This window comes from Actinophytocola xanthii (genome assembly GCF_001921205.1).
Lineage (GTDB): Bacteria > Actinomycetota > Actinomycetes > Mycobacteriales > Pseudonocardiaceae > Actinophytocola > Actinophytocola xanthii.
Window position 1 is genome coordinate 28,049 of the sequence record NZ_MSIE01000068.1, and the last position, 22,754, is coordinate 50,802.

Annotated in this window: 21 protein-coding genes; 7 read left to right on the top strand and 14 right to left on the bottom strand. The window is 70.4% G+C overall.

All coding sequences use genetic code 11. From position 1 onward, the window contains the following. Nucleotides 1-9: 9 nt before the first annotated feature. Complete coding sequence (locus BU204_RS30430; RefSeq protein WP_075129229.1) at nucleotides 10-1,290, top strand: sensor histidine kinase; 1,281 nt, start codon at nucleotides 10-12, stop codon at nucleotides 1,288-1,290. Nucleotides 1,291-1,302: 12 nt separating this feature from the next. Here the strand turns inward: BU204_RS30430 and BU204_RS30435 are convergent, their stop codons facing one another. Genes BU204_RS30435 through BU204_RS30445 form a run of 3 tightly spaced genes read right to left on the bottom strand, consistent with a single transcriptional unit; the run spans nucleotide 1,303 to nucleotide 2,774 of the window. Then, entirely contained in the window at nucleotides 1,303-1,977 is a 675-nt protein-coding gene (locus BU204_RS30435; RefSeq protein ID WP_075129230.1) for a DUF899 domain-containing protein, read from the bottom strand. 10 nt (nucleotides 1,978-1,987) lie between these two features. After that, a complete protein-coding gene (locus BU204_RS30440) occupies nucleotides 1,988-2,353 on the bottom strand; it encodes an ArsR/SmtB family transcription factor (protein ID WP_075129231.1) in 366 nt (121 codons plus the stop codon). Then, the gene (locus tag BU204_RS30445; RefSeq protein ID WP_075129232.1) at nucleotides 2,343-2,774 is read right to left on the bottom strand and encodes an SRPBCC domain-containing protein; all 432 of its coding nucleotides are present in this window, start codon (nucleotides 2,772-2,774) and stop codon (nucleotides 2,343-2,345) included. The genes BU204_RS30440 and BU204_RS30445 overlap by 11 nt, the downstream gene beginning before the upstream one ends. A gap of 99 nt (nucleotides 2,775-2,873) precedes the next feature. Between BU204_RS30445 and BU204_RS30450 the strand changes: the two genes are divergently transcribed. Further along, the gene (locus BU204_RS30450) at nucleotides 2,874-3,425 is read left to right on the top strand and encodes an alpha/beta fold hydrolase (protein WP_198943045.1); all 552 of its coding nucleotides are present in this window, start codon (nucleotides 2,874-2,876) and stop codon (nucleotides 3,423-3,425) included. A 163-nt stretch (nucleotides 3,426-3,588) separates the two neighbouring features. On the opposite strand, the gene BU204_RS30455 is transcribed toward BU204_RS30450, so the two are convergent. Both BU204_RS30455 and BU204_RS30460 read right to left on the bottom strand, forming a co-directional pair. After that, nucleotides 3,589-4,134, bottom strand: coding sequence for a hypothetical protein (locus tag BU204_RS30455; protein WP_143229866.1), 546 nt, complete (start codon nucleotides 4,132-4,134; stop codon nucleotides 3,589-3,591). Between the two features lie 921 nt (nucleotides 4,135-5,055). Further along, the gene (locus tag BU204_RS30460) at nucleotides 5,056-5,673 is read right to left on the bottom strand and encodes a hypothetical protein (RefSeq protein ID WP_075129234.1); all 618 of its coding nucleotides are present in this window, start codon (nucleotides 5,671-5,673) and stop codon (nucleotides 5,056-5,058) included. 29 nt (nucleotides 5,674-5,702) lie between these two features. On the opposite strand from BU204_RS30460, the gene BU204_RS30470 reads away from it, so the two are divergent. Continuing rightward, nucleotides 5,703-8,972 (top strand): CHAT domain-containing protein, encoded by a 3,270-nt coding sequence (locus tag BU204_RS30470; protein ID WP_083661774.1) that lies wholly within the window; start codon nucleotides 5,703-5,705, stop codon nucleotides 8,970-8,972. 7 nt (nucleotides 8,973-8,979) lie between these two features. On the opposite strand, the gene BU204_RS30475 is transcribed toward BU204_RS30470, so the two are convergent. Further along, the gene (locus BU204_RS30475) at nucleotides 8,980-10,056 is read right to left on the bottom strand and encodes a tetratricopeptide repeat protein (RefSeq protein ID WP_143229867.1); all 1,077 of its coding nucleotides are present in this window, start codon (nucleotides 10,054-10,056) and stop codon (nucleotides 8,980-8,982) included. Nucleotides 10,057-10,525: 469 nt separating this feature from the next. Between BU204_RS30475 and BU204_RS30480 the strand changes: the two genes are divergently transcribed. Further along, entirely contained in the window at nucleotides 10,526-11,089 is a 564-nt protein-coding gene (locus tag BU204_RS30480) for a winged helix-turn-helix domain-containing protein (protein ID WP_233160762.1), read from the top strand. On the opposite strand, the gene BU204_RS30485 is transcribed toward BU204_RS30480, so the two are convergent. From BU204_RS30485 to BU204_RS30505, 5 genes are all read right to left on the bottom strand, one after another. Beyond that, nucleotides 11,073-11,615, bottom strand: coding sequence for a class F sortase (locus BU204_RS30485; protein ID WP_233160758.1), 543 nt, complete (start codon nucleotides 11,613-11,615; stop codon nucleotides 11,073-11,075). The two genes, BU204_RS30480 and BU204_RS30485, sit on opposite strands and share 17 nt — an antisense overlap. 168 nt (nucleotides 11,616-11,783) lie before the next feature. Beyond that, on the bottom strand, nucleotides 11,784-12,653 hold the full coding sequence (locus BU204_RS30490; RefSeq protein WP_143229868.1) for a hypothetical protein: 870 nt from the start codon (nucleotides 12,651-12,653) through the stop codon (nucleotides 11,784-11,786). A gap of 296 nt (nucleotides 12,654-12,949) precedes the next feature. After that, nucleotides 12,950-13,693: a calcium-binding protein gene (locus BU204_RS30495; protein ID WP_083661775.1), complete on the bottom strand. Its 744-nt coding sequence runs from the start codon at nucleotides 13,691-13,693 to the stop codon at nucleotides 12,950-12,952. Nucleotides 13,694-14,839: 1,146 nt separating this feature from the next. After that, a complete protein-coding gene (locus BU204_RS30500; RefSeq protein ID WP_075129241.1) occupies nucleotides 14,840-15,487 on the bottom strand; it encodes a response regulator in 648 nt (215 codons plus the stop codon). Beyond that, nucleotides 15,484-16,707: a sensor histidine kinase gene (locus BU204_RS30505; RefSeq protein WP_075129242.1), complete on the bottom strand. Its 1,224-nt coding sequence runs from the start codon at nucleotides 16,705-16,707 to the stop codon at nucleotides 15,484-15,486. Before BU204_RS30505 ends, BU204_RS30500 begins: the two co-directional genes overlap by 4 nt. Nucleotides 16,708-17,000: 293 nt before the next feature. On the opposite strand from BU204_RS30505, the gene BU204_RS30510 reads away from it, so the two are divergent. Beyond that, nucleotides 17,001-17,786 carry an alpha/beta fold hydrolase gene (locus tag BU204_RS30510; protein WP_332888599.1) on the top strand — a complete coding sequence of 262 codons (786 nt, stop codon included), beginning with the start codon at nucleotides 17,001-17,003 and terminating at the stop codon, nucleotides 17,784-17,786. 22 nt (nucleotides 17,787-17,808) lie between these two features. After that, complete coding sequence (locus tag BU204_RS30515) at nucleotides 17,809-19,122, top strand: MGH1-like glycoside hydrolase domain-containing protein (protein WP_143229870.1); 1,314 nt, start codon at nucleotides 17,809-17,811, stop codon at nucleotides 19,120-19,122. Between the two features lie 25 nt (nucleotides 19,123-19,147). On the opposite strand, the gene BU204_RS30520 is transcribed toward BU204_RS30515, so the two are convergent. The 3 genes from BU204_RS30520 to BU204_RS30530 all read right to left on the bottom strand — a co-directional run bounded on the left by BU204_RS30520 (nucleotide 19,148) and on the right by BU204_RS30530 (nucleotide 22,157). Beyond that, nucleotides 19,148-20,407 carry an RNA polymerase sigma factor gene (locus tag BU204_RS30520; RefSeq protein WP_075129245.1) on the bottom strand — a complete coding sequence of 420 codons (1,260 nt, stop codon included), beginning with the start codon at nucleotides 20,405-20,407 and terminating at the stop codon, nucleotides 19,148-19,150. 15 nt (nucleotides 20,408-20,422) lie between these two features. Next, complete coding sequence (locus BU204_RS30525; RefSeq protein WP_075129246.1) at nucleotides 20,423-20,842, bottom strand: YciI family protein; 420 nt, start codon at nucleotides 20,840-20,842, stop codon at nucleotides 20,423-20,425. A gap of 85 nt (nucleotides 20,843-20,927) precedes the next feature. Next, on the bottom strand, nucleotides 20,928-22,157 hold the full coding sequence (locus BU204_RS30530; protein ID WP_075129247.1) for an MFS transporter: 1,230 nt from the start codon (nucleotides 22,155-22,157) through the stop codon (nucleotides 20,928-20,930). Between the two features lie 43 nt (nucleotides 22,158-22,200). On the opposite strand from BU204_RS30530, the gene BU204_RS30535 reads away from it, so the two are divergent. Beyond that, complete coding sequence (locus tag BU204_RS30535) at nucleotides 22,201-22,737, top strand: ArsR/SmtB family transcription factor (protein ID WP_075129248.1); 537 nt, start codon at nucleotides 22,201-22,203, stop codon at nucleotides 22,735-22,737. Nucleotides 22,738-22,754 lie beyond the last annotated feature (17 nt).

A 22,754-nucleotide genomic window follows, 5' to 3' on the forward strand; every position in this document is an offset into this window, starting at 1 on the left:
GGCGGACACGTGAGCATCGAGGCCGAGCTGCGGGCCGAGTTCGACCGCTGGGAGCGCAAGGAGGACACGGCGTTCAAGGTCGTGCCCTACGTCCTGCTGGCGGTCAGCCTCACCATCACGCTGCTGCAGCCGCTCTGGGACGCACCGGTGCAGCTCACGGCGGTGCTCGGGCTGAGTGCCGCGGCGGCGCTCTGGATGCTCTGGTTCCACACCCTCCGCTGGGGACGGAACAGGAACCGCGCGCTGCTGGTGGTGTACTACGTCGTGCTGCTCGCGCTGACCGCGGGGTTGGTGGCGATAGCGCCCTGGTACGGCTTCTTCGCCTGGATCGGCTACCCGCAGGCGATCCAGTATCTGAAGGGCCGCTGGAGCTACGCCGGCGCCGCCGGCACGGCGATGATCTCGGCGATGGCGTTCCTCGGCGGGGCGGCCAACATCCACGAGAACCGCCTGTGGGGGGCCTGGGTCGCCGTCGGCCTGGTCTCCACGCTGTTGGCCGTGGTGCTCTTCTACTTCACCGAGTTGGCCGACCACCGCAACGCCAGGCAGAAGCAGGCGCTCGCCCAGCTGCACGAGGCCAACCTCAAGCTGGAGGCGGCACTGGAGGAGAACGCCGGCCTGCACGCCCAGCTGCTGGTCCAGGCCCGTGAGGCGGGGGTGGTGGACGAGCGGCAGCGGATGGCCCGCGAGATCCACGACACCCTCGCCCAGGGCCTGGCCGGAATCCTCACCCAGCTCCAGGCCGCCGAGCGGGTCCTCGACGAGCGGCCGGCCCTGCGGCGACACCTGGGCAACGCGATGGGCCTAGCCCGGGAGAGCCTCACCGAGGCACGGCGGACGGTCCACGCGGTGGAGCCGGCGGTGCTCGCCGAGGCCCGGCTCCCCGACGCCATCGCGGACGTGGCCAGGCGCTGGGCGGAGGTGAACGACATCCCCGCGGCCCTGACCACGACCGGCGACGCGCGACCCATGCACGCCGAGGTCGAGGTGGCGTTGCTGCGGACCGCGCAGGAGGCACTCGCCAACGTGGCCAAGCACGCGCGGGCCAGCCGGGTCGGCCTGACCCTGTCCTACATGGAGGACCTGGTCACCCTCGACGTCCGGGACGACGGGACGGGCTTCGACCCGAACGCCAAGCGGGTCAACGGATCCGGGACCGGGGGGTTCGGGCTCGCCGGCATGCGGCAGCGCGTGCAGCGCCTGGCCGGGCGGTTGGAGATCGAGTCGGAGCCGGGCGCCGGCACGGCGATCTCGGCGACGCTGCCGGCCATCCCCGCCGGCGGCGACTGACTCCCTGCTGGCTCAGCCGGGCGAGGCGTCCGGTTGGTCGTGCCATCTCCACCAGACGTAGGGCGGCGTCTGGGGGTAGCCCGGAGGCGAGTCCTCCCACTCCTCCTGTCGCCCGAGAGCGGTCAGATCCAGGTAGCTCCAGGTGGTGCCCAGCGCCTCGTCACCCCGGTTGTTGACGAAGTAGGTGCGGAACACCCGGCCCTCGTGCTGGATGAACGCGTTCGTACCGTGCCACTCGTCCACGTCGAAGTCGGCGTCGAACCGGTCGGTCAGCGTGTACCAGGGCATCGACCAGCCCATCCGCGTCGCGACCCGCCTGATGTCGGCCTGCGGGGCGCGCGAGACGAAGACGAGGGTGGTGTCCCGGGCGTTGAGGTGGGCGAGGTGGGCGACCTGGTCGGCGACCATCGAGCAGCCCTTGCAGGCGTGGTCCGGCCAGCCCGACACCCCGGGCTCCAGGAAGGCGCGGTAGACGATCAGCTGCCGGCGGTTCTCGAACAGGTCGAGCAGGCCGACTCTCCCGTTAGGACCGTCGAACGCGTACTCCTTCTCCACCGCGAGCCAGGGCATCCTGCGGCGCTCCGCGGCCAGGGCGTCGCGGGCGCGGGTCAGCTCCTTCTCCCGAACCAGGAGACGCTGGTGTGCGGCCGTCCACTCCTGCCGCGAGACGATCGGGGGTGTCCTCATCGGAGCTTGCTCATCCATCCTGGTTCTCCTCCGGGAAGTGGGTTACCGCGCGGTCGAGGTGGTCGCGCAACGCGTCGAGCGGGCCGTCCCAGTCACGGGCCAGGGCGGCCAGAAACTGCTGGGCCACCCGCATCGGGGCGGAGCGCAGCCGGTACCGCACCCGGCGCCGCTCCCCCGGCTCGGCCCTGACCAGGCCCGCCTCGGCGAGCAGGGCCAAGTGCTTGGCGATCGCCTGACGGGTGATCGGCAGCCGGCCGGCCAGGTCGGTGGCCGTCGCGGGGCCACCGGAGGCCAACGCCGCGAGGATCGACCGCCGGGTCGGGTCGGCCAGCGCGACGAAGACCTGCTCGGCGACCGCCTCGACGTCAGGCCGCATCGAGGTAGGCGACCAGCTCGCCCAGCTCGCTCGCCCATCCCTGTGTGTTGCCGCCGAACGCCTTGTCGTGGGCGTCGTCGGGCAGCTGGGCGAAGCCGCTCTCGACCACGGTCAGCCGGGTGCCCCCGACGTCCGGCTCGAGCGTGAACTCGACGTAGGTGCGCCGCGGGTCCTCCTCGGGCAGGCCGTAGATGTGCCAGGTGAAGCCGAAGATCCGCGGCTCCTCCACCCGCTCGACCCGCATGCTCGCACTCGCCCCGTCCGTCCACGTCATCCGCGCGGACCCGCCCGGGCGCAGGTCGATCGTCGCCTCGTTGCCGAACCAGCCGCCGAGCCCTTCGGCCGTGGTGAGCGCCGCCCACACCGCCGCCGGCGGGTGCGCGAGCTCGACGACGCGCTCGATGCGATCGGGGAACGCCATGAGAACCTCCAGTAAGTAGCAACTCAACGATTGCGACACTATGGCAACCGCCCGGTTGCGTCAAGCCCGGTTCCGGAACGGCTGCCGTAGGTTGTCGCCGTGGACCGCGACGCGATCGTGCTGCCGGGTGGGCGCTACGGAGCCCACGCACCGCTGCTCAGCTACGCCGCCGATGCCGCCGAGGCACGCGGGGCGCGCATCCGGTACGTGCACTGGGATCCGCCCTACGACCCGGAGCGCGTACCGCCGGAGTCGACCGAGTCCTGGGTGGTGAACCAGGTTCCCGCGGTGCCCGGGCGGCCGCTGCTGGTCGGCAAGTCGCTCGGCACCCACGCCGCCGGCCTCGCCGCCGACCGGAGCCTGCCGGCGGTGTGGCTGACCCCGCTGCTGACCGTCGACCCGGTCCTCGAGGGCCTGCGCCGCGCGAGCGCACCGGTGCTGCTGGTCGGCGGGACCGCGGACCGGTTCTGGGACGGACGGCTCGCCCGGGAGCTGTCCCCGCACGTGCTGGAGGTCGACGGGGCCGACCACGGCATGTACGTCCCCGGCCGGCTCGCCGCCTCCGCCGCGGTGCTCGGCCGGGTGGCGACGGCGGTCGAGGACTTCCTCGACGAGGTGGTCTGGCCTGGTACTGCGACGGCACTTGCCTGAGGCGCGTAGTGGATCATGACGAGTGAAGTGACTGATCTCCTGCCTCGCGAGCCGTGGCCAGCGCAAGGCCCCTGCGTAGCCGCCGGGGCCCCGACACCGTGCTCCCCTGTCCGAATTCTGGCGTATCCGGTCTGGTTCGCGATCACCTGAGCAGCAGTTGAGGTCAGGCGCAGCCCGTGTTGGCACAGTAGACTCGAACGCCGACCCGGTAGGCGCCGCGGTTGTCGCCGAAGGCATCCCAGATGTCGTTGATGCCGACCAGGAACATCCGCGGGCCGGCGCCGCCGTTGGGGATGACGAAGCAGGTGTTGTGCCGCACCAGGGTGGCAGTCGGGTTCCACCAAGCGGCGACGGAGTATTGGGACGCTCCGGGGTAGTTCCACGCCGTGTCGCCTGGGTCGACGAGGTGTCCGTTGCCGTCAGGGCCCCATTCCCCTGCCGAGCCGAGGAAGCCGCCGTAGTGGACGCTGCCGGTGGCTACGATGCGTACGACATTCCCTGGTCTCATCGTGCTGATTTCCGCAGGGAACCAGTTGGGGTTCGTTCCCTGCAACTCGAAGCTCATGCTGTTCTCGAACCACTGGTCGTTCCGGCATCGACCGAGCGCTTCGGCGGTGTCCGCACTCGCCGCGGGGGCGGGCACGGCGATCGGGACGGTTAGCATCGCAACCACTACAGCCACCCGTCTCAGGATTTGGGCGAAATTCATTCTCTGTCTCCCTGTCGCGAAATCTGGCTCGGTTCTCGTACGGTGGACTTCTCTTTGCCGTAACCAGCCACCCTGGTTCCTAACAGCAAAGTGGGTTGTCCAGCAACGCTGCTGGACAACCGCGGACAACAGGCCAGGGGAACGCCGACGCGGGATAATGGGCTCAACTACCCGTCGCAGTTGCAGGTGTCCTGGCGCACGGCCGGTAGGCCGCACTCGGCGGATTCCTCGCTGAAGGCGGTGTTTGAGCAACCACCCGTCCGACGTCTCGTGATACTCGGCCCACCAGGAGCGGGGAAAACCGTGCTGGCAGTGCGGCTGATCCAGCAGTTGTTGAGACAGCGCGAGCCGGGCGGGCGGGTACCCCTCGCGCTGACCAGTCGACCGACCGAGTACACACACATTCGCATGGCCTCTTCGGCGCACGACATCGAGACGCTCGCCGAGGCCACGGTCATCCACCTCGCTCCGCTGGAGCAAGAGGTCGTCGAGAAGTACCTGCGGGACGCAACTCCCGAGCACGATCGGGAGAAATGGACGCCTGTTCTCATGCGGCTACGCGAGGACCCGACCGGGCCGCTCGCGCAGGCGCTGTCCAGACCGCCGACCACAGCACTGGCCCGGGCCGCGTACGCGGAAACGGCCGCCGACCCCGCCGTACTGCTGGACCGACCTCTCAAGACGCGGGCACAGATCGAGGAGCACCTGCTCGACGGTTTCATCCCCGCTCGTTATCCCAGCCCCGCCAGCCTGACAGCGACCGTGGGCCCGTGGCGGGCTCAGCAGGCCGAGGCATGGCTGAGGTTCCTCGCCATGCATCTCAGGAACGTGAGAACCCCGAGTTGCGGCGGGCGGAACCAGGGGTTCAACGCACCCCGCCATGGTGTACGTCCTTGCCTCGTCCCGGATCGGGAGTCTTTCTCAGGGTGCCCCGTCTCGGACGTCGAGTGGATCCCCCGGCAACCAGAAGCTCACGGGTTGGGTCGTGGAGTCGGGCAACCACTGACCCTTGTCCGCGTTCCACCGGAGGACCGTGTGGCGCATTGCCGGATCGGTCAGGTCGATCTCGCGCAGGGAGTCGACGGCGGCGCGATCCACCGAGGAATCGATGATGACGCGTACCTCTGACTGCTTGTCGTCCAGCACGATCCGCTCCGGATCGTCGCGCTGATCGCTGTGTCGGGTCTTCGACCGAACCAGCTTGGTCAATGCCTTGTAGACATCGTTGCCCGCGTTCTGTACCAGGGATTGCAAGAAAGGCAGGAGGACGGTGGTGATTCCCACCGTCGACGCGATTGTCAGGAAGTCGATACCTCGGTTACCCAGATCGCGCACCGCATCGACGTCAACCCCTGGATTGGTTCGGGTGAGTTCGAATACGGCCCGCTCTGCCTTGGCCACCAGCTCCACGGTTTCCATCAGTAGGTCGGGCTCGATCGGTGACTCGCTTGACCGCAGGTCGTCGCGCAGCGAGCTGAGTTGGTCGAGAGCCGACAGGAGTTCAGTGCGCCATGCCGACTGCGAATGCCCGTTCGTCACACGATCCACTTTAGGGCAGGATTGATCCCATGGGCTGGGGGTGGAACAGACGACGCGTCAGCGAGTTGGTCGCCGGTGCCGTGGACTCGGTCCTCGATCCGGCGACGAGCTGGCCGGATCGAGACACCGCCATCGAGGTCCTCCGCGACAAGCTGCCGCGGTTGTCACCGGACCACCCTGGGCTCGGGCGGCTTCACCTCGTCCTGGGTGATGCTCTCCGTTCCCGGTTCCACCGGCAGGAGGCGCTCAGTGACTTGGAGGCAGCGCTCGATTCGTTCCAGCGAGGCTTGACGCTGCTGCCACCCGATGCTCCCGAGCGCGGTCCCGCGCTGGCCGAACTGGCATTGCTCCACGTCATCCACTTCCACGAAGCGGGTCGAGCGCACTCCGACCTCGAACTCGCTGCCTCGGCGTGTGAGACGGCACTGGACCTGACCGGACAGTCTCCGGTCCTGCTCACCCGGCTCGCTCACATTTATCAGCAAGCCGGCGAATCCGGTGAACAGATCCGCTGCGCCGAACAAGGCCTCACCGTCACCGGCGTGAACGATCCCTATCGGCGGATACTGCTCTCCCTCCTCGCGACCGGGTACGATGACCGGTACGAACGCGAGGGTGACCTTCGCGATCTCGATGCGTCGATTGCCGCGCGAGTCGACGCCGTGAACGACGGCGTTCTCGAGGGCGACGACGCCGTCACGTTCGAGTCCGACCTCTCCTTCAACCTGCTGAGCCGATATCGCGTCACTGGATCGGCCCAAGACCTCGAGGACGCGCTCGCACATGCCCAGCGAGCGGCTGCGGCGACCGGTGAGGACCATCCCCACCACGCTGAACTGCTGTCCAAACTCGCCATGGTGCACAACGCCCGGTTCGCGCTGACCGGCGACGACGCAGAGTTGGACCGCGAACTCGAACTGGCACGGGAGGCACGTCGAACAACGACCCCCGACTACGCAGGCGTCGCCCTCTTCAACCTGGTCGTGACTCTGACCAGGCGGTTCGACCACGGTGGGGACTATCGCGACCTCGACGCCGGGATCGACCTCGCCGAGGAGGCCCTGGCCCACCCCGGCCTGGGGCCGGAGGCCCGGGTGACGTGCCTGGCGGGCCTCGGCGTGGCGTACAGGAAGCGATTCGAGCGCTTCGGCGCGGCCGCCGACCTGGATCAGGCGATCCAGCTCGGTCACCGTGCCATGCGTGTTCTGCGGGAAGGCGATCCGCAGGCTCCGAAGGTGTTCACCGCGCTCGCGGGCACCTATGTGTCCCAGTTCGAGCGTAGCCGCGACCCGGAGGACATGGACACCGCGACCTCTCTGACGACGCGTGCGCTGGCAGTCGCGCCTCCCGGCGAGCGGCCCCCGCTGCACGCGGAGCTCGCGGTCCACCACCTGACCCGGTACCAGGTGACGGGTGAGGCCGGCGCGCTGCAGGGCGCCATCGAGCACGGTGAGTTCGCTGTGGCGGGGCTGACGCGGCCACATCCGCGATGGACCCACGCTGCTGATGTGTTGGCAGGCGCGCTGGTCAGCCGGAACGAGGCCGACAGGGATCCCAGCGATCTCGACCGGGCCGTCCAACTCATCGAGGAGGTCGTGGCGGCGACACACCCCGCGCAACTCCTGGGAAGGCTTCGGAATCTCGCCGTCGCCTACCAAGCACCCGGGATCGACACCAGTCGCAAGGCGGACGCCGTCAGGCGCCTTCTCCTCATGGTCGAAAGAGCACCGGCCTACGACCCCGCGCTACTCGCCGCGACGCAGTCCAACATCGGGCAGTTGGCCCTGCAAGCGGGATTGCTGCCCGAGGCCGCCGCAGCCTTGCGCCGAGCGGTCGAACTCCTCCCGGAATGCGCGCCACTCGGCCTCAGCTGGACCGACCAGGAACACCAGCTCTCCTCCGCCGGCGATCTCGTCAGTGACGCGACCGCGGTGCACCTGGCCATCGGCGACATCGAAGGCGCCGTCGAACTCGCCGAAACAGGTCGCGGCACGGTGCTCTCTCACAGCCTCGACACCGGCACCGAGCTCGACGAACTCGAATCCGTCGCCCCGGATCTCGCTGGTGAATTTCGACGACTGGCAACAGAGAGCACCGCCCGCGCCCGGCTCGACGGCCGGTTGCACGACCTCGCCGCAGCGCCCGGTAGCCGCATCTCACCGCAGCGGGTCACCGATGACTGGAGCGCGCTGCTCAACCGCATCCGGGAGCTGCCCGGCTGGGCGGAGTTCCTCCGCCGGCCCACACCCACACGGCTTCGCCGTGTCATCACCGACGGTGCGATCGTGCTGGTCACGGCAGGAAGGATCGGCGGCGGCGCTGTGGTGCTCCGCGACGATGATGCCGTACACGTCCCGCTGCCCGATCTGACGTTGACGGCCGTGCGCGACAGAGCGAACGTGCTGGCCGGCATCGAGATGCTGTCCGACCAGCCGGGTCGCCAGGCCCAAGTGGCAGTGGCACGCGGCGCGGACGACGAGATGCTCGCCTGGTTGTGGGACAACGTCGCCGGGCCGGTGCTCGACGCCATCGGTGCCACCACAGCAGGCCCCACCTCGGCTCTGCCCAGGATCTGGTGGGTGGCCACAGGATCGCTCGGACTCCTGCCTCTACACGCGGCCGGGATCTCGGACGGGCCCTGCGCGTTGGACCGGGTGGTCAGCTCCTACACGCCGACCATCGACGCGCTCGTACGCACGCGAAAACAACCGGGCGCACGAACACGGCTTGCTGTCGCGGTCCAGCACACCGCCGGGATGCCGGATCTGCCCGCCACCGCTCGCGAAGCCGACCACCTGCGTAAGCGGTCCCCGGACACGACCATGCTGCTCGACGCCGAAGCCACCGCCGACGCTGTTCTCGCCGCGCTGCCGAACGCGGGGTGGGCGCACTTCGGCTGCCACGCGACGAGCCACCCCTTACGAGCGTCCGCGAGTGGGCTGTACCTGCACGACAGGGTGCTCCGCGTCCCGGAGATCGGCCGCGCCGGCGTCCGGGACGGGGAACTGGCATACCTGTCGGCGTGCTCGACCGGGCAGAGCAGTCTCTTCCAAGCCGATCAGGCAATGCACCTGGCCTCCGCGTTCCGGCTCGCCGGGTACCGGCACGTGGTGGCGACGCTGTGGCCGGTCAACGACGGAGTGGCCGCGATGGCCGCCCGCCGGTTCTACCGGAGTCTCGGGGACGCGCCAACAGCCGACGGCGCCGCGGTGGCACTGCACGATGTGACGGTCCGGCTCCGGGCACGGTTCCCTCGCGACCCGGCGTTGTGGGCGCCGTTCGTCCACTACGGGCCATGAGACGACGTCAGCCGGACCGGAACGGTCCGAACAGCTTGGACAACGCCGACGCCTTTCCCGAGAGGCGGCGGTTCACGCCCTTCGCGAGCGTCCGAGCCATATTGTCCAACCCCACCTCGCCGAGCACGTTGATGATGTCTTGTGCAACTGTCTGCAAGGTCGCCACATCAGCGGTTCGACGCGCGCACAGAGCGCACCTCACCGCGGCCGATTGCACCCGCGACACCGCTTGGGCACGTTGGCCGAGCTGGAGGTAGGCCTTGGCCGCGTTGTTCAGCGCCGTCGCGTGGGTGAGGGAGTACTTGAACGTCCCTCGTCGGCCGGCCACCCGGTAGAGACTGATCGACTCTTCCAGCAGGGGAAGGGCTTCCGACCACCGACTGCTGTTCGCGAGCAACTCCGTCAGCCTGTCCAACGCGTTGGCCAACAACCGCGCGTTGTCTCCGCTCGGCTCAGCGGTGTAGATCCTGCGTGCGATGGCGACGGCTTCCTCGGCTGGTCCCCACGCGTCCTCGAACTGTCGCCGAAGCGACAACAGGTAACAGACGGTGTCCAGTGCTTGAACCACGGTGCGATCGTGCTGGCCGGGCTGCTCGGCGGCGCGGGTGCGCCAGATCCCGAGCGCCTCTCGGGCGGAGCTGAGGGCTGCCTGGTGCTCACCTGCCGCGCTGAGCGCGTACGCCGACAAACCCAGCGCCAGTGCCAGTTGGGTCTCGTACAGTTCATATTGCTGGGTACCGACGCGTTGACGTGCGCCCTGTCGCAACAACGCCGTCCCTTCGACCAGGCTCTCCCGGGACTGCTCAGCCCGGCCGAGTTGGTGCAGTGCGTAGCCTTGCCAGCCCAGCATCAGTCCGAGAGCCCCGATGAAACTCTGGTCGCGTCGCTGCAACCGCCGCAGCACGCCGATCCCCTCCTCGAGGATTTCCAGGTAGGCGGACGTCACCGGATCCTGATGATTCCGCAGCTCGAAGCAGTAGGCGTAGATCGCCCATCCCAAGTCAGGTAACCGGCTCTCATCTCCGGCCGCTTGTTCCCGTGCCGAAACCACTGCGGCCCGTAGCGCCTTGAGATCCACGTCCACCCCCAGTACCAGAACAACTTCACTGTATAGACCACTACCAGCGACACCCCGTCGCGCCCCGGTTGCTGGAGGCATCGAACGCCGAGGAACCTGGAGTTGTGGCGGCACCACGAAAATACCCCGAAGAGTCGGATGAGCGGGCAACGCGTCTGACCGTTGAGACCATCTCCACGCCGCCCCAACCCCCGACGCCGCACTCGTTGCTCTCGACGAACTCGAGGGGAAATGAGGAAAGAGGCACGGCGCGATCTCCCCACAAAGCAGGCGGCGACGAAACGCCGGTATGTCGTGGCCCGCCAGCCGCGACCGTCGGCGCAGGCCGCTCCCGGTGAGCTGGGCGAGGGGCACCGTGGAGCCGGCGCCGGCGGGTTGCCGCCTCGACCGCCTCCGGCGCGTTGTGCTGCGCTCGACACGACTGCCGTCCTCGTCATGGGGTCGCGGAGGTCAGGTCTGCCTCCTCGCGGTGACCATGATCGTGACCGAGCCACCCCCTCCCGAGGAGATCGTCGACCCGGACGTGCTCAAGGCGTTTCGCGCATCCGATGCGCCGGCGCATCTCACGGTGCGCCGCGGGCCAGCGTCGGCCACCACGTTGGCCGCCGAGCTGGGCGTGAACACGGGCGCCACCAGCTACCACCTGCGCGAGCTGGCCAAGCACGGCTTCGTCGAGGAGGACCCCGGCCTCGGTCACGGCAAGGAGCAGTGGGAACGCGCCAGGCGGCGGGACCTGCGGTTTCCGCGCCGCGGCCAGCAGGCGAGGAGATGCGCGTGCTGTTCGACGATGTCAGCAGCCGCATGTTCGACCGTTCTACGACGAGTATCTCGCACTGCTCAAGCCGTACCGGCGGCCTGCCGACGCGTCGGCAGGCCGCGGGCTCTTCCACTTCGTCACGCGAGGTCACGGACGCGCTCCCGACTGGTCGTCCCTGGCTGGTGTGGGGCACCCGGGCGCGATACCAGCCGCGGCGGGGTGGGCTGTAGCGGCGCGGCTGGTGTCGTCACTGTGGTGCGGTCGGTCAGGGGCGGGGGTTGACGAGTTTGGCGTAAGCGACGATGTTGTCGCGGTAGCTGCTGTGTGAGCTGTCGAATTCGCCGCCGCAGGTGATGAGGCGTAGTCCCGCGTGGTCGATGGCCCCGTAGACCTTGTTGGTGGGGAAGGCGTTCTTCGGGTATTGCTGGACCGAGGTGACGGCGAAGGTGGCGGTGCTGTCGTCGGTGCGGCGGACCTGGATCTGGTCGCCCGGTCGCAGGGTGTCGAGCCGGTAGAACACGCCGGGTTGGCCGTCCCAGTCGACGTGGCCGGCGATGATCGCCGGCCCGAGCGCGCCGGGTGTTGGTGCGCCGGTGTACCAGCCGGCGTTCTGACCGTTGAGGGGAACTTCCATCGCGCCGTCGTTCTGCAGACCCAGATCGACCAGCGGGGAGGAAACGTCCATGGCGGGAATGGTGATCTCGACCGGCGTGGCCGAGTCCATCAGCGGCCCCGTGGTCAGGGCCCGGGGTGTGCTGGGCGAGGGCTGTTCCTGCGGCGAGGTGGTCGACATGGGTGGCGCGGCCACGTGCCGGGACGGTGCCGGCGGTGTCGGCGGTGCGGATGGGCGGGTCAACAGGCCGAGTACGAGCAGGACGACACCGGTCGCAGCGAGACTGACGGCCGCCGCCACGCCCCTACGGACGCGGCGGCGACGGTCAGCGTGGACCTTCACGGTCATGACGGGGTCTCTCGGCTACTGCCGGCGGGTGCGTCGGCGCACCAGCACGGTCCCGGCCGCGCCGAACAGCACGAGCCCGCCGGACAACAGCAGTGTCTGCGTGCCGACGCCCGAGGTCGGGCCGGACCCGGTTTCGACACCGCCGGCCGGCACCGAGCCTGGAGCCGCGCCGGAGACCATGCCGCAGGTGGCCGGGTTCGTGGCCTCCTCCGGGATACCGTCGACCCCCAACGACTTGGCGAAGGTCGACTCGCCGAGGGCCTCCATGTCGTAGGCCCCGTTGTCGTTGACGTCGATGCCGTGCTGCACGACGTGCAGATCCTTGAGGTGCTCGATGGTGCCCGCGGGCAACGCGCTCGCCTCGATGGTGCGCTCGTAGTTCAGCACGCCTTCGGCGTTGGCGGTGGGCATGCGGTCCACTGCCAACCCGCTGGTCTTGGTCGTGTCGCCCTGGGTGGTCAGCGAGACGAAGATGTCGCCGTAGGCGGGCAGACCCTCCTCGGTGTTGACGAACCCGTCACCGTCGGTGTCGGCGGACTTGGTCGGGCACATGAAGTCATGGCCCGACGCCGACCCGTGAATGTGCTGAGCATGCGGCGCGTTGGGAGTCATCCCGCTCGCTTCGATCGACACCGTGAGCGCACCACCGGCGGCCGGAGTCAGGATCGCGGTACCAGTGGCCCCGGTACCGTTGAGATCCAGCAACTGGATCTGGACCGCTTCCTGCTGGGCGTGAGCGACAGGTCCGAACAGCAACGCCAGCCCTGCCACCGGGATCGCCAACAGAACATTACGCGACTTCATCATGAAGCGCCTTCCGATCGCCTGTGTCTGATACCGGTAGTTCGCCACCGACAACGGATCGGATTGGTCAACCGCGAACATCCACCACACACACGGACAACACCGGCCGACGCCAGCCCTCCCGACCGCAGCACCGAGCCAGACGACGGCAATGCGCCGCCACCTCCTGTGGAAGTCGAGGCCCGGGGCATTTCGGGGATGCGTCGAAAAAATCGCTGGCCGACGAGGCCCGGCTGATGGTCCTCGCCGGACATCGGGACGTGACCGCATCCTGATTTCGGTAGGAATTGCCAGCCGCCGTCGAACGCCGGACGGCCGCGCTCCACCGGGGCGCGGCCGTTCTCCTCACCCTGCTCATCAAGGGCGAGAAAACCAGATCAACTGGCGGAGCGGGCGTTCGGGAGGAGGCAGGCGTAGCTCACCGGGAGCAGCAGACTCACGAACGTTCCGCCGGACCCGGTGCAGATGCGGCGGGCTTCCGCGACGCGGCGGTCAGCGGGGCGGAGTGGGTTGAACACGCAGATGTATCCCACCGGGTTCACGGTCAGGGACAGCACACCGCCGGTCGCGGTGCACAGCGCGGTCGCGTTTCCCAGACCCGAGCCCGGACCCGTTCCCGGCGGGGTGCTCGTGTTCTCGCAGCTGGCGTGGATGTCGGGGTCCGGCGCCGGGCCCTGACAGGTGTCGATGCCGTCGCCACCGTCGAGGCTGTCCTGGGCGCCGTCGTTGGACGAGCCGATGAGGACGTCGTTACCGGCGCTGCCGGAGATCGTGTCGGCGCCCAGACCACCGGTCAGGGAGTCGGCGCCGGTGCCACCGGTGATCGTGTCGTTGCCGTCACCGCCGTCGATGGTGTCGTTGAAGGCCGAGCCGGTGATCGTGTCGTTTCCGCCGTTGCCGGTGATCGTCTTGCCGGGGTCCGTGCCGCCACAGTCGATCGTGTCGTTGCCGGGACTTCCGACTACGGTCGTACCGGTCTGGGTCACACCGGCGCTCACGACACAGAGGACCGCGGCGTGCGCGGTCAACGGGGCAACTGCCCATAAGACCGGGACCACGAGGACCGCTGCCAGCGTGCCGCTGATCCCCCGACGGAGGAGGTGGTTCTGTCGAATTCTCATGTCTTCATTTCCTGGAACACAGTCGGATTGGCTCGGCTGACGGTGCGCCAGCGAGAGTGACTACGATTAATCGAATGAAAAGGACCTCAGCTCGTGATCTGATTTCGCCTCTGTCGCGGAGGTGCCACGTCACCGAGGTCCGGGGTAACAAATGCAATCTACTCCGTCATCGACACAACTCATACCGTGGTCCCCCAGATGGACGCACGGGGACCAACGCGAAGCCCGAGGCGACAGTCGTCAAATATGACGAGAACTGGACTCTGTTGCGAATTTGTCGACATGAAGGACAACCCCAGATGCGGGTGGAAGTCCATCCCGCCGAACGCGATTTGTGCTACCATCGCGAGATCAAAGATCAGTTCGCTATTTCGAACCAAGTGGTGTAGCGTTCAGGCTGGTTAGTTATTGACCGCCGGTGGCCGCTCCTGCGGGACGTTCGAGCTTCTTGCTCCTCCACCATCGGTCCAAGTTCCAGGATAGTCCTCATGCGACACAATCGCACAATTCTCACCCTTGCCGCGGGCACCGTTCTCGCCGCCGGTACCGCCCTACTACTGCCCCTGACCGCGCAGGCAGCGGTCGCCTGCAACGAGTCGGCACTGGTCACCGCGGCCAACGCGGCCGGTGGCGGGACAGTACCCCCACATCACCCTCGCGATGCTCGGCCACGCCTGGCTGGCCGTGTCCCGCTCCCTTGCCACAAAAGGGGAACCAGCGCGAGCAAGCCAGACATGATCGCTTTCACGCTACCGGAGATCCGCCGCCTGTTGACCAAGCTCGTCCTACGGATCGCCGACACCGCCGAACACGTCTGGGCCTGGTCGACCTGGCGACGCCGCCGACAACACCAAGCCCGACTCAGCCACTACAAAGGACGCGGCTACCCACTCACCTGAGTGCCGTTGCAGTACTAGGTGAGTTGTAATGGATGGTCGTAGATCTGGTGGTTGCGGGTTTGGCGCGGAGGAACGGTTGCGCCCTAGGGCACGTCTGGTGGATCTCCGGCCGCGCGGTCCGCGCCCGGATGGCCCCTGGCGGCGTTGTCGCATCGCCCGAGTACAACCCTGTACGAGGCCGACGCTCCGCCTTGCCAGGAACCATCCGGATCACGAACCGCATCGACCAAGATCCACCAAACGCGCCCTAGCCCACCAGGCCTGCCTCGTGGGCGAGCAGGCCCGCCTGGGTCCTGTTGCGACAGCCCACCTTGACCAGCATCCGCGAGACATAACTCTTCACCGTCGCCTCGGAGAGGCACAGCTCGGTGGCTATCTCCGCATTGGACAGGCCGCGGCCGAGGCAGGACATCACCTCCAGCTCGCGGTCGGTCAGCTCGCGCAGCCGGGCCCGAGCGTCCTCGCCGCGTCGCCGGCCGTCGGTCGAGGCGGTGACCAGTCGGGCGGTCGCGGCGGGGGACAGCACGGTGTGTCCGGCCGCGGCGACCCGCACCAGCTCGGCCAGGTCCTCCGGAGGTGTCGTCTTCAGCAGGAAGCCGGCGGCGCCGGAGCGCAGTGCGCGCAGCACGTAGCTGTCGGCGTCGAAGGTGGTGAGCGCGACGACCGGCGGCGGCGCGGGCAGCGTCGCGATGCGTTCGATCGCGGTCAGGCCGTCGACGCCGGGCATCCGCAGGTCCATCAGCACCAGGTCGGGACGGTGCCGGACGACCGCCTCCACCCCCTCGGCGCCGTCGTGAGCGGCGGCGACCACCGCGATGTCGCCGGCGGCGTCGAGGATCACCCGCAGGTGGGCGCACACCATCGGCTCGTCGTCGACCACGACGACCCGGATCATCTCGGCTCTCCCCGCGTCGGCACGTAGGCCGGCAGTATCGCAGCGACCCGGTAGCCGCCCTCGGGCAGCGGACCGGCCCTCAGCGTGCCGCCGACCAGCTCGACCCGCTGCCCGAGTCCGAGCAGGCCGACCCCCGACCCGCTGCCGGCCAGGGCGCCGTCGGCCCGGCGACGGCCCGCCCCGTTGGTCACGTCCACGTGGACGCCGTCAGTGCGGTAGGTCAGCTCGACGGTCACCGGGGCGCCGGGGGCGTGCTTGCGCGCGTTCGTGAGCGACTCCTGCACGATCCGGTACACGGTCCTGCGGACGGTCGGCGTGGCCCGTTCCGGCTCACCGTCCACTTCGTACTCGACGTCCTCGCCGACGGCGCGGGCCTCGTGGACCAGCGCCCGCGGGTCCGGGACGGTCGGCTCGGCCGGCCGCGCCGCGGTGGCCTCCCCGGCGTCCCTGAGCACCCCGACCAGGTCCCGGAGCTCGTCCAGTGCCTGCGTACCGGCCTGCCGGATCTCCTCGGCGGCCGACCGCACCGCCGGGTCACCCGAGCTCGTGCGCAGCGCCCCGGCGTGCAGCACCATCAGGCTCAGGCGGTGGGTCACCACGTCGTGCATCTCCTCGGCGAGCCGGCGCCGCTCCTGCGCCCTGGCCTGCTCGGCGAGCAGCAGCTGCTCGCGCTCGGCCCGCTCGGCGCGCTCGCGCAGGGAGTCCACCAGCTCCTTCCTGGCCCGCAGGTACAGCACGGCGAGCGCCGGGAGCACCGTGTTGACCACCCCCAGCGGCGTGATCTCCCAGCTGGGGTCCCAGAACCGGGTGCCCAGCACGGCGAGCAGACCGACGAGGGTGAACACCACCCGCCGGCGCCGCAGCGGGACCAGGTTGGTGACGATCGCCGGCGTGGCGAACGGCAACGCGACGTGCGCCGCGGGCGCCACGGGGGTGAGCAGGCCGGGCGCGAGCTGCTCGGAGAGGAGCATGAGCACCGCGACGGTGACCGCCCACGAGGCGACCCGCAGCGGGAAGCGGGTGAGCAGCAGCAGCGAGAGGTCCACCGACAGCTGGAGCAGCAGCGCCGCGTGCGGGCCGGCCCAGCCGGTCGTGGGCGGGCCCAGCCCGTAGACGAGCAGGTCGATCGCGCCGAAGAGCACGACCGCGAGGACGAGCCAGCGCGCGTCCCGCCACGGCGGCCAGCGGGCGGCCCGGTCGGAGGTCTGCCGGCTGCTCACCCCGACACCGTATTGCCGCCGGCCTCCGCCACCGCGCGGTCGGCAACTTTCGTGGGTCCAGGTGTCCACGTTCGCCGCTCCCGCCGGGGCACGGCGGCGCGGTCCACTGGGGACATGGGAGACACGAGGCATTCCAGGCGAACGCCCTGCACGCCGCCGCCGTCGGGATCGCGGCCGCCGGGTTCACCACCACCGCGGGCGGCCCGGCCGCGGCGCAGCGGCATCCCCGGCGCGGCACGACGACGTTCGTCGTCGTCACCGGCGCGAGCGGCACCCCCGGCGGCATCGACGCGCTGTCCCTGCGCGGGCACCGCACGGTGGGGGTGAACCTGCCCGGGCACGGCGTCGCCGACGCGCAGTTCGCCCACGACTACCAGTGCCCGCAGGACCCGACCTCGCTGGCGACCCGCCCCTCGCCGATGGCGGGCGTGGGGCTGGACGCCTACGAGGCGGCGGCCGTCGAGGTGGTCCGCGCGGTGGCCCCGTTCGGCCCGGTCGTCCTCTACGGCGGCAGCATGGGCGGCGCCACGCTCAACCGGGTCGGCAACGCGGTGCCGCACCTGGTCGACCGCGTCGTCTACGACACCGCGTTCTGCTGCGTCGACCTGCCCTGCCCGGAGGACTACCTGTCCACGCCGGAGGGGTCCTCGACGCTGGCCGGCAGCCTCGCCTCGCTGGTGGTCGCCGACCCGGCGGTCGTCGGCGCGGTGCGGGCCAACTACCGCACCGGCGACCAGGACGCGCTCGCCCGACTGAAGGAGGCGCTGATGGCCGGCGCCCCGGACAGCGAGTTCTACGCGCTGCTCGCCCACCTCCAGCCCGACGAGTCGCTCACCGTCGGCCGGGAGGACTCGCGGGTGCGGGCGGACACCTGGGGACGCATCCCGCGGACCTTCATCCGGCACACCGCCGACCGCATGATCCCACTCGCCCTGCAGGACAGGATGATCGCCGAGGCCGACCGGCTGACCCCGCGCAACCGCTTCGACGTGCACACGGTGGCCGCGCCGCACGCCGCGACCAGCGAGCAGTTCCGGGAGATCGTGGACATCCTGGACCGGTTGCCCGAGTGCCGGTGAGGCCGGCGGTAGCGTGGGCGCGGTGGCGCCACCCAGCTTCGACTCCGGTCACCCCGCCCACGACGCGGCCTACGCGAAGGCCGTGCGGGACGTGGCGGACAGCGTCTCCGGCGGCGTGTTCGTCGCCGGGGAGTCCTGGCCGACGGTCTGGGTCCGGGACGCCTCGTTCGCCATCGACCTGGCCACCGCGCTGACCCATCCGACGGTCTCCACCGCCACCCTGCGCGGCGTGGCCGGCTCGGGCGCGGCGTGGCCGCAGGACCGGGCCGCGCACTTCGGCGGCTGGCCCCGCCTCACCGACTCCGTCGTCGGTGCCGTGGGCGCCTGGGCCTGCTACCAGGCCACCGGCGACCTGGACTTCCTGCGCTGGAGCCACGGGGTGACCAGGGCGAGCCTGGCCCGGGCCGAGCGGGAGGTCACCGACGGCGGGTTGTTCCGCGGCTGCGCGAGCTTCATGGAGTCCAACAGCGGCTACCCGCCGCGCTTCGCCTTCCGCGGCCGGGCCGTCGGCGCCACGAAAGCGTTGAGCACCAACGTTCTCCACCACCGCGGCTACGTCCTGGCCGCGCGAGCGGCCGCGTTGCTCGGGGAGGACCCGGAGCCGTTCGAGGCGGCGGCCGCGAGGCTCCGGCAGGCGATCAACGAGCGGCTGTGGCAGCCGGACCGGGGCCACTACGCGTACTACGAGGACGCCGACGGCCGGACGAGCGACCGCTGGGAGGGCCTGGGCAACGCGCTGGCCGTGCTGTGGGGCGTGGCCGACGACGACCAGGCGGCCGCGATCCTCCGGACCGTGGTCCCGACCCGGCACGGCCTGCCCTGCCTCTGGCCGCCGTACCCGCTGTGGAAGCCGTGGCTGGTCCGGGACGAGTACTACTACCACAACGCGACCGTGTGGCCGTTCGTCCAGGGGTATTGGGGCTGGGCGGCCGCGACCCGCGGCGCGGTCGAGGTGTTCGCCGCGGAGCTGGCCGCCCTCGCCGCTCTCGCCGGCCGCGCCCCGACCTACCACGAGTTCTACCGCCCGGACAGCGGAGCGCCGGACGGCTCGGCCCGTCAGCTGTGGAGTGCCGCGGGATATCTCGCGATGGTCCACTACGGACTCCTCGGCCTGGCACCCGACGGCGACGAGCTCCGCTTCCGGCCCGTGGTGCCGGCCGGCTTCTCCCGGCTGCGGCTGTCCGGTCTCGCCTACCGGAACCTCACCCTGGAGGTCACGGTCACCGGCTCCGGCACCCGCGTCCGGTCCTTCGCACTCGACGACGTGGCGCGCCCCGACCACGCCGTGCCCGCCGCGCTGAGCGGCGTGCACCGGGTGGACATCGCCATGCACTGACGCCGCCGGCGGCGCACCAGGTGGTCTAGCGGTCCAGGTCGGCGAGCTTGCCTTCCAGGACGGACCGCTCCCTGGCGTTGGCGCACAGCCGCACCGCGCGCTCCAGCTCGGTCCGCGCCTCCTCGCCCCGTCCCAGCCGGACGAGCAGCTCGCCGCGCACAGTCGGCAGCAGGTGCGAGGCCGACAGCGTTCCGGCGGCGACCAGGTCGTCCACGATCGGCAGGGCCGCGGCCGGGCCCTGGGCCATCGACACCGCCACCGCCCGGTTCAGGTCCACGACCGGTGAGGGCGCGAGCCGGCCCAGCGCCTCGTAGAGGAGCACGATGCGATCCCAGTTGGTCGTCTCGACCGAGTCGGCGGTCGCGTGGCACTCCGCGATCGCCGCCTGCAGGCCGTAGGCCCCGAGGCCCCGGCCGGCCTGTTCGACCCGGGCCAGCGCGGCTCGTCCCCGCCGGATCGCCGACCGGTCCCAGCGGCGGCGGTCCTGCTGTTCGAGCAGCACCGGCTCCCCGCCGGGCCCGGTCCGGGCGGGGAAACGCGCGGCGGTCAGCTCGAGCAGCGCCAGCAGGCCGTGCACCTCGGGCTCCTGGGGCACCAGCCGGGCCAGCACCCGGGCGAGGCGCCGTGCCTCGCCGGCGAGGTCGAACCGGATCAGGTCCTCGCCGCTGCTCGCCGAGGCACCCGCGGTGAAGATCAGGTAGAGCACGCTGAGCACCGTGCCCAGGCGCTCGGTCCGCTCCCGCGCCGAGGGCACCACGAACGGCACCCGGGCCGCGGCCAGGGTCTTCTTGGCCCGGGTGATCCTGGCCTGCACGGTGGCCGTCGGGACCAGGAACGCCCTGGCGATCTCGTCGCTGGTCAGACCGCCGACGACGCGCAGGGTGAGCGCGACCCCCGCCTCCCGCGAGAGCACCGGGTGGCAGGAGATGAACATCAGCGCCAGGACGTCGTCGTCGAGCTGGTCGGGGTCCCACAACACCTCCCCGCCGTCGGACGCTCCGCCCTCGCCCAGGTCACGGGCGAGGGCGGCGTACCGCTCGTCCAGCGCGGAACGCCGGCGGAAGGCGTCGACGGCCCGCCGCCGGCCGACGGTGAGCAGCCACCCCGCGGGGTTGCGGGGCGCGCCGTCCCGGGGCCAGCTCACCAGCGCCTCGGCCAGTGCCTCCTGGGCGAGGTCCTCGGCCAGGGCGAAGTCGCCGGTGTACCGGGCCAGCGCGCCGACGATGCGCGCCGACTCGATCCGCCAGACCGCGGCGACGGCCTCACGGCCGGTCGGGTCGCTCATCTCCGCCCACCCCGCTCAGAGCTGGCCGGTGGCCTCGCGCCAGGCGCGCTCCCGGCGGATCCACTCGTTGTCCTGCGGGAACTCGTCGATGGTGGTGACCCGGCGGATCTCGGTCTTGAAGCCGCGACCGGTCATCGGCGACCGCTTGGCCCACTCCACGGCCTCCTCCTTCGAGCTCACGTTGAGGATGTAGAAGCCGCCGAACAGCTCCTTGGTCTCCCCGTAGGGGCCGTCGGTCACCACCGGCGGGTCGGAGGAGTAGTCCACGACCACGCTCTCGGCGGGGTCCTCGAGGCCCTCCGCGGCCAGCAGCACGCCGGCCCGGATCATCTGATCGTTGAACCTGCCCATGGTCTCGAGCATCTCGGTGAAGTCGGCATCTCCCATCGACGCGTAGGCCTCGTCGTCGGCGCGCATGATCAGCATGTACTTCATCGTCGGTGTCTCCCTGTCCGCCCGGGTCCCTCTTCCGGACCCTCTCACCCCCTGGTCGAACGAGGAACGCCGGGGATCGACACGTTCAGGACGTTTTTTCCGCGGGGGAACCCGCGGCGCCGGCCACCTCGCGCATCCCGCGCAGCGGCGAGACCAGCAGCCATCCCCCGGCGAGGCAGGCCAGCGCCCCGCTGACCAGTAGGGCCTCCCGGGTACCGGCCCAGGCACCGAACGCGCCGCCGAGCAGGCTGCCCACCGGCATCACGCCCCACGCCATCAGCTCCATGGTCGCGCTGACCCGGCCGAGCAGCTCCGGCGGGCAGACCGTCTGCCGGATGGTCGCCTGCACCACGGCGGTGAGGATGATGCAGAAGCTCGCCGCGAGCGCGCTCGCGCTCCACCAGACGAGCCCCCAGCCGGGCGTGGTGAACGCCTGCGCCAGCAGTGCCGGACCGAGCAGCAGCGTGCCGCCCACCAACGCCCTGGCCTGCCCCAGCCGCGCCACCAGCCGGCCGGCCACCGCGGAGGCGGCCAGGGCGCCCAGCAGGCCGACGGTGCCCAGCAGGCCGATCACGCCGGCGGTGAGCCCGATGTCCCGGACCAGGAACACCGCGCTCACCGCCATCCCCGCGGACTGGCCGAGGACGGTCGTCGCCGTGCTCAACGCGATCGGGCGGAGCAGCGGGTGGCCGAACACGAACCGCAGGCCGGCGACGATCTCGCGCCCGAGGTGGCGGTCGGGCGAGCGGGGCACGCGCCGCTCTCGGTGCCGGATGGCGCGGATCCACAGCGCCGACCACACCATCGACACCGCGTCGACCACGAACACGAACGGCGCGGTCAGCAGCTGGACCAGGTACCCGCCGCCGGCGGCTCCCGCCAGCGCGGCGACCGAGGCGTTGGCCGAGAGCCTGGCATTGGCCGACACCAGCTCCTCGGGCGGCAACAGGCGCGGCAGGTACGTCTGGTGCGCGACGTCGAAGAACACGGTCAGCACCCCGACGAGGAACAGAACCAGGTACAGTTGCCAGAGCGCGAGCACCCCGAGCAGCGCGGCCGCCGGCACCCACAGCATCAGCGCCGCGCGCCCGAGGCTGGTGCCCAGCAGCACCGGCCGGCACCGCACCCGGTCCACCCACGCCCCGGCGAACAGGCCGAACAGCAGCATGCCGAGCGTCTCGCAGGTGCGCACCAGCGCCACCTCGAACGTGGACGCCTCCAGGTACAGCACCGCGAGCAGCGGCGCGGCGAGGAAGGTCATCCGCATGCCGAGCTGGGCGGCCGCGTCCGCTAACCAGAGCCGACGGAAGTCCACAGCGACACCCTAGCGATTGCTAGGGGGTAGGCATACTGAGGTCGTGGTCGACCCCGTCCTGCGTGCCCTCGGGCACCCCACGCGCCTGCGCATGCTCTCGCTCATGTGGAGCGGGCCGCTGAGCGCCGCAGCGCTCGCCACCGAGCTGGGGATCTCCCACGGCCTGGCCAGCCAGCACCTGCGTACGCTCGAGCGGGCGGGCCTCGCGGAGCTCGCCGAGGTGCGCCCCAAGCGCGGCGGCCGCGAGCGCCTGTACCGGACGGTCAAGGGCAGCCCGCTGTCCGACCGCCGTGACGCCTCCCCGCTGCTCACCGAGGCGATCGTGAGCAACCTCCGCCAGCGGCTCACCGAGCGGGCGCCCGACTCGGCCTCGGTCGTCACCGACGCCGAGCTGTGGGTCTCCCCCGAGGCGTGGGCCGAGTACCGGGCCCGGCTGCGCGTCCTCATGGCCGAGCTGCACGAGCTCGCCCACCCGCCGCGCACCCCGGGCACCACGCGGATCGCCGCCACCCTGATGGCCTTCGAGATGACCGGCGTCGACAGCCCCGGAGCGGCCGGTCAGCCCGGGTCGACCCGGTAGCGGCGCTTCCCACGCCG

Bases quoted from the DNA above. Each gene is read 5' to 3' on its own strand.
- BU204_RS30435 (WP_075129230.1), bottom strand. From the start codon at position 1,977: ATGAGGACACCCCCGATCGTCTCGCGGCAGGAGTGGACGGCCGCACAC.
- BU204_RS30440 (WP_075129231.1), bottom strand. From the start codon at position 2,353: ATGCGGCCTGACGTCGAGGCGGTCGCCGAGCAGGTCTTCGTCGCGCTG.
- BU204_RS30445 (WP_075129232.1), bottom strand. From the start codon at position 2,774: ATGGCGTTCCCCGATCGCATCGAGCGCGTCGTCGAGCTCGCGCACCCG.
- BU204_RS30455 (WP_143229866.1), bottom strand. From the start codon at position 4,134: ATGAATTTCGCCCAAATCCTGAGACGGGTGGCTGTAGTGGTTGCGATG.
- BU204_RS30470 (WP_083661774.1), top strand. From the start codon at position 5,703: ATGGGCTGGGGGTGGAACAGACGACGCGTCAGCGAGTTGGTCGCCGGT.
- BU204_RS30480 (WP_233160762.1), top strand. From the start codon at position 10,526: ATGATCGTGACCGAGCCACCCCCTCCCGAGGAGATCGTCGACCCGGAC.
- BU204_RS30490 (WP_143229868.1), bottom strand. From the start codon at position 12,653: ATGTTCGCGGTTGACCAATCCGATCCGTTGTCGGTGGCGAACTACCGG.
- BU204_RS30495 (WP_083661775.1), bottom strand. From the start codon at position 13,693: ATGAGAATTCGACAGAACCACCTCCTCCGTCGGGGGATCAGCGGCACG.
- BU204_RS30500 (WP_075129241.1), bottom strand. From the start codon at position 15,487: ATGATCCGGGTCGTCGTGGTCGACGACGAGCCGATGGTGTGCGCCCAC.
- BU204_RS30520 (WP_075129245.1), bottom strand. From the start codon at position 20,407: ATGAGCGACCCGACCGGCCGTGAGGCCGTCGCCGCGGTCTGGCGGATC.
- BU204_RS30525 (WP_075129246.1), bottom strand. From the start codon at position 20,842: ATGAAGTACATGCTGATCATGCGCGCCGACGACGAGGCCTACGCGTCG.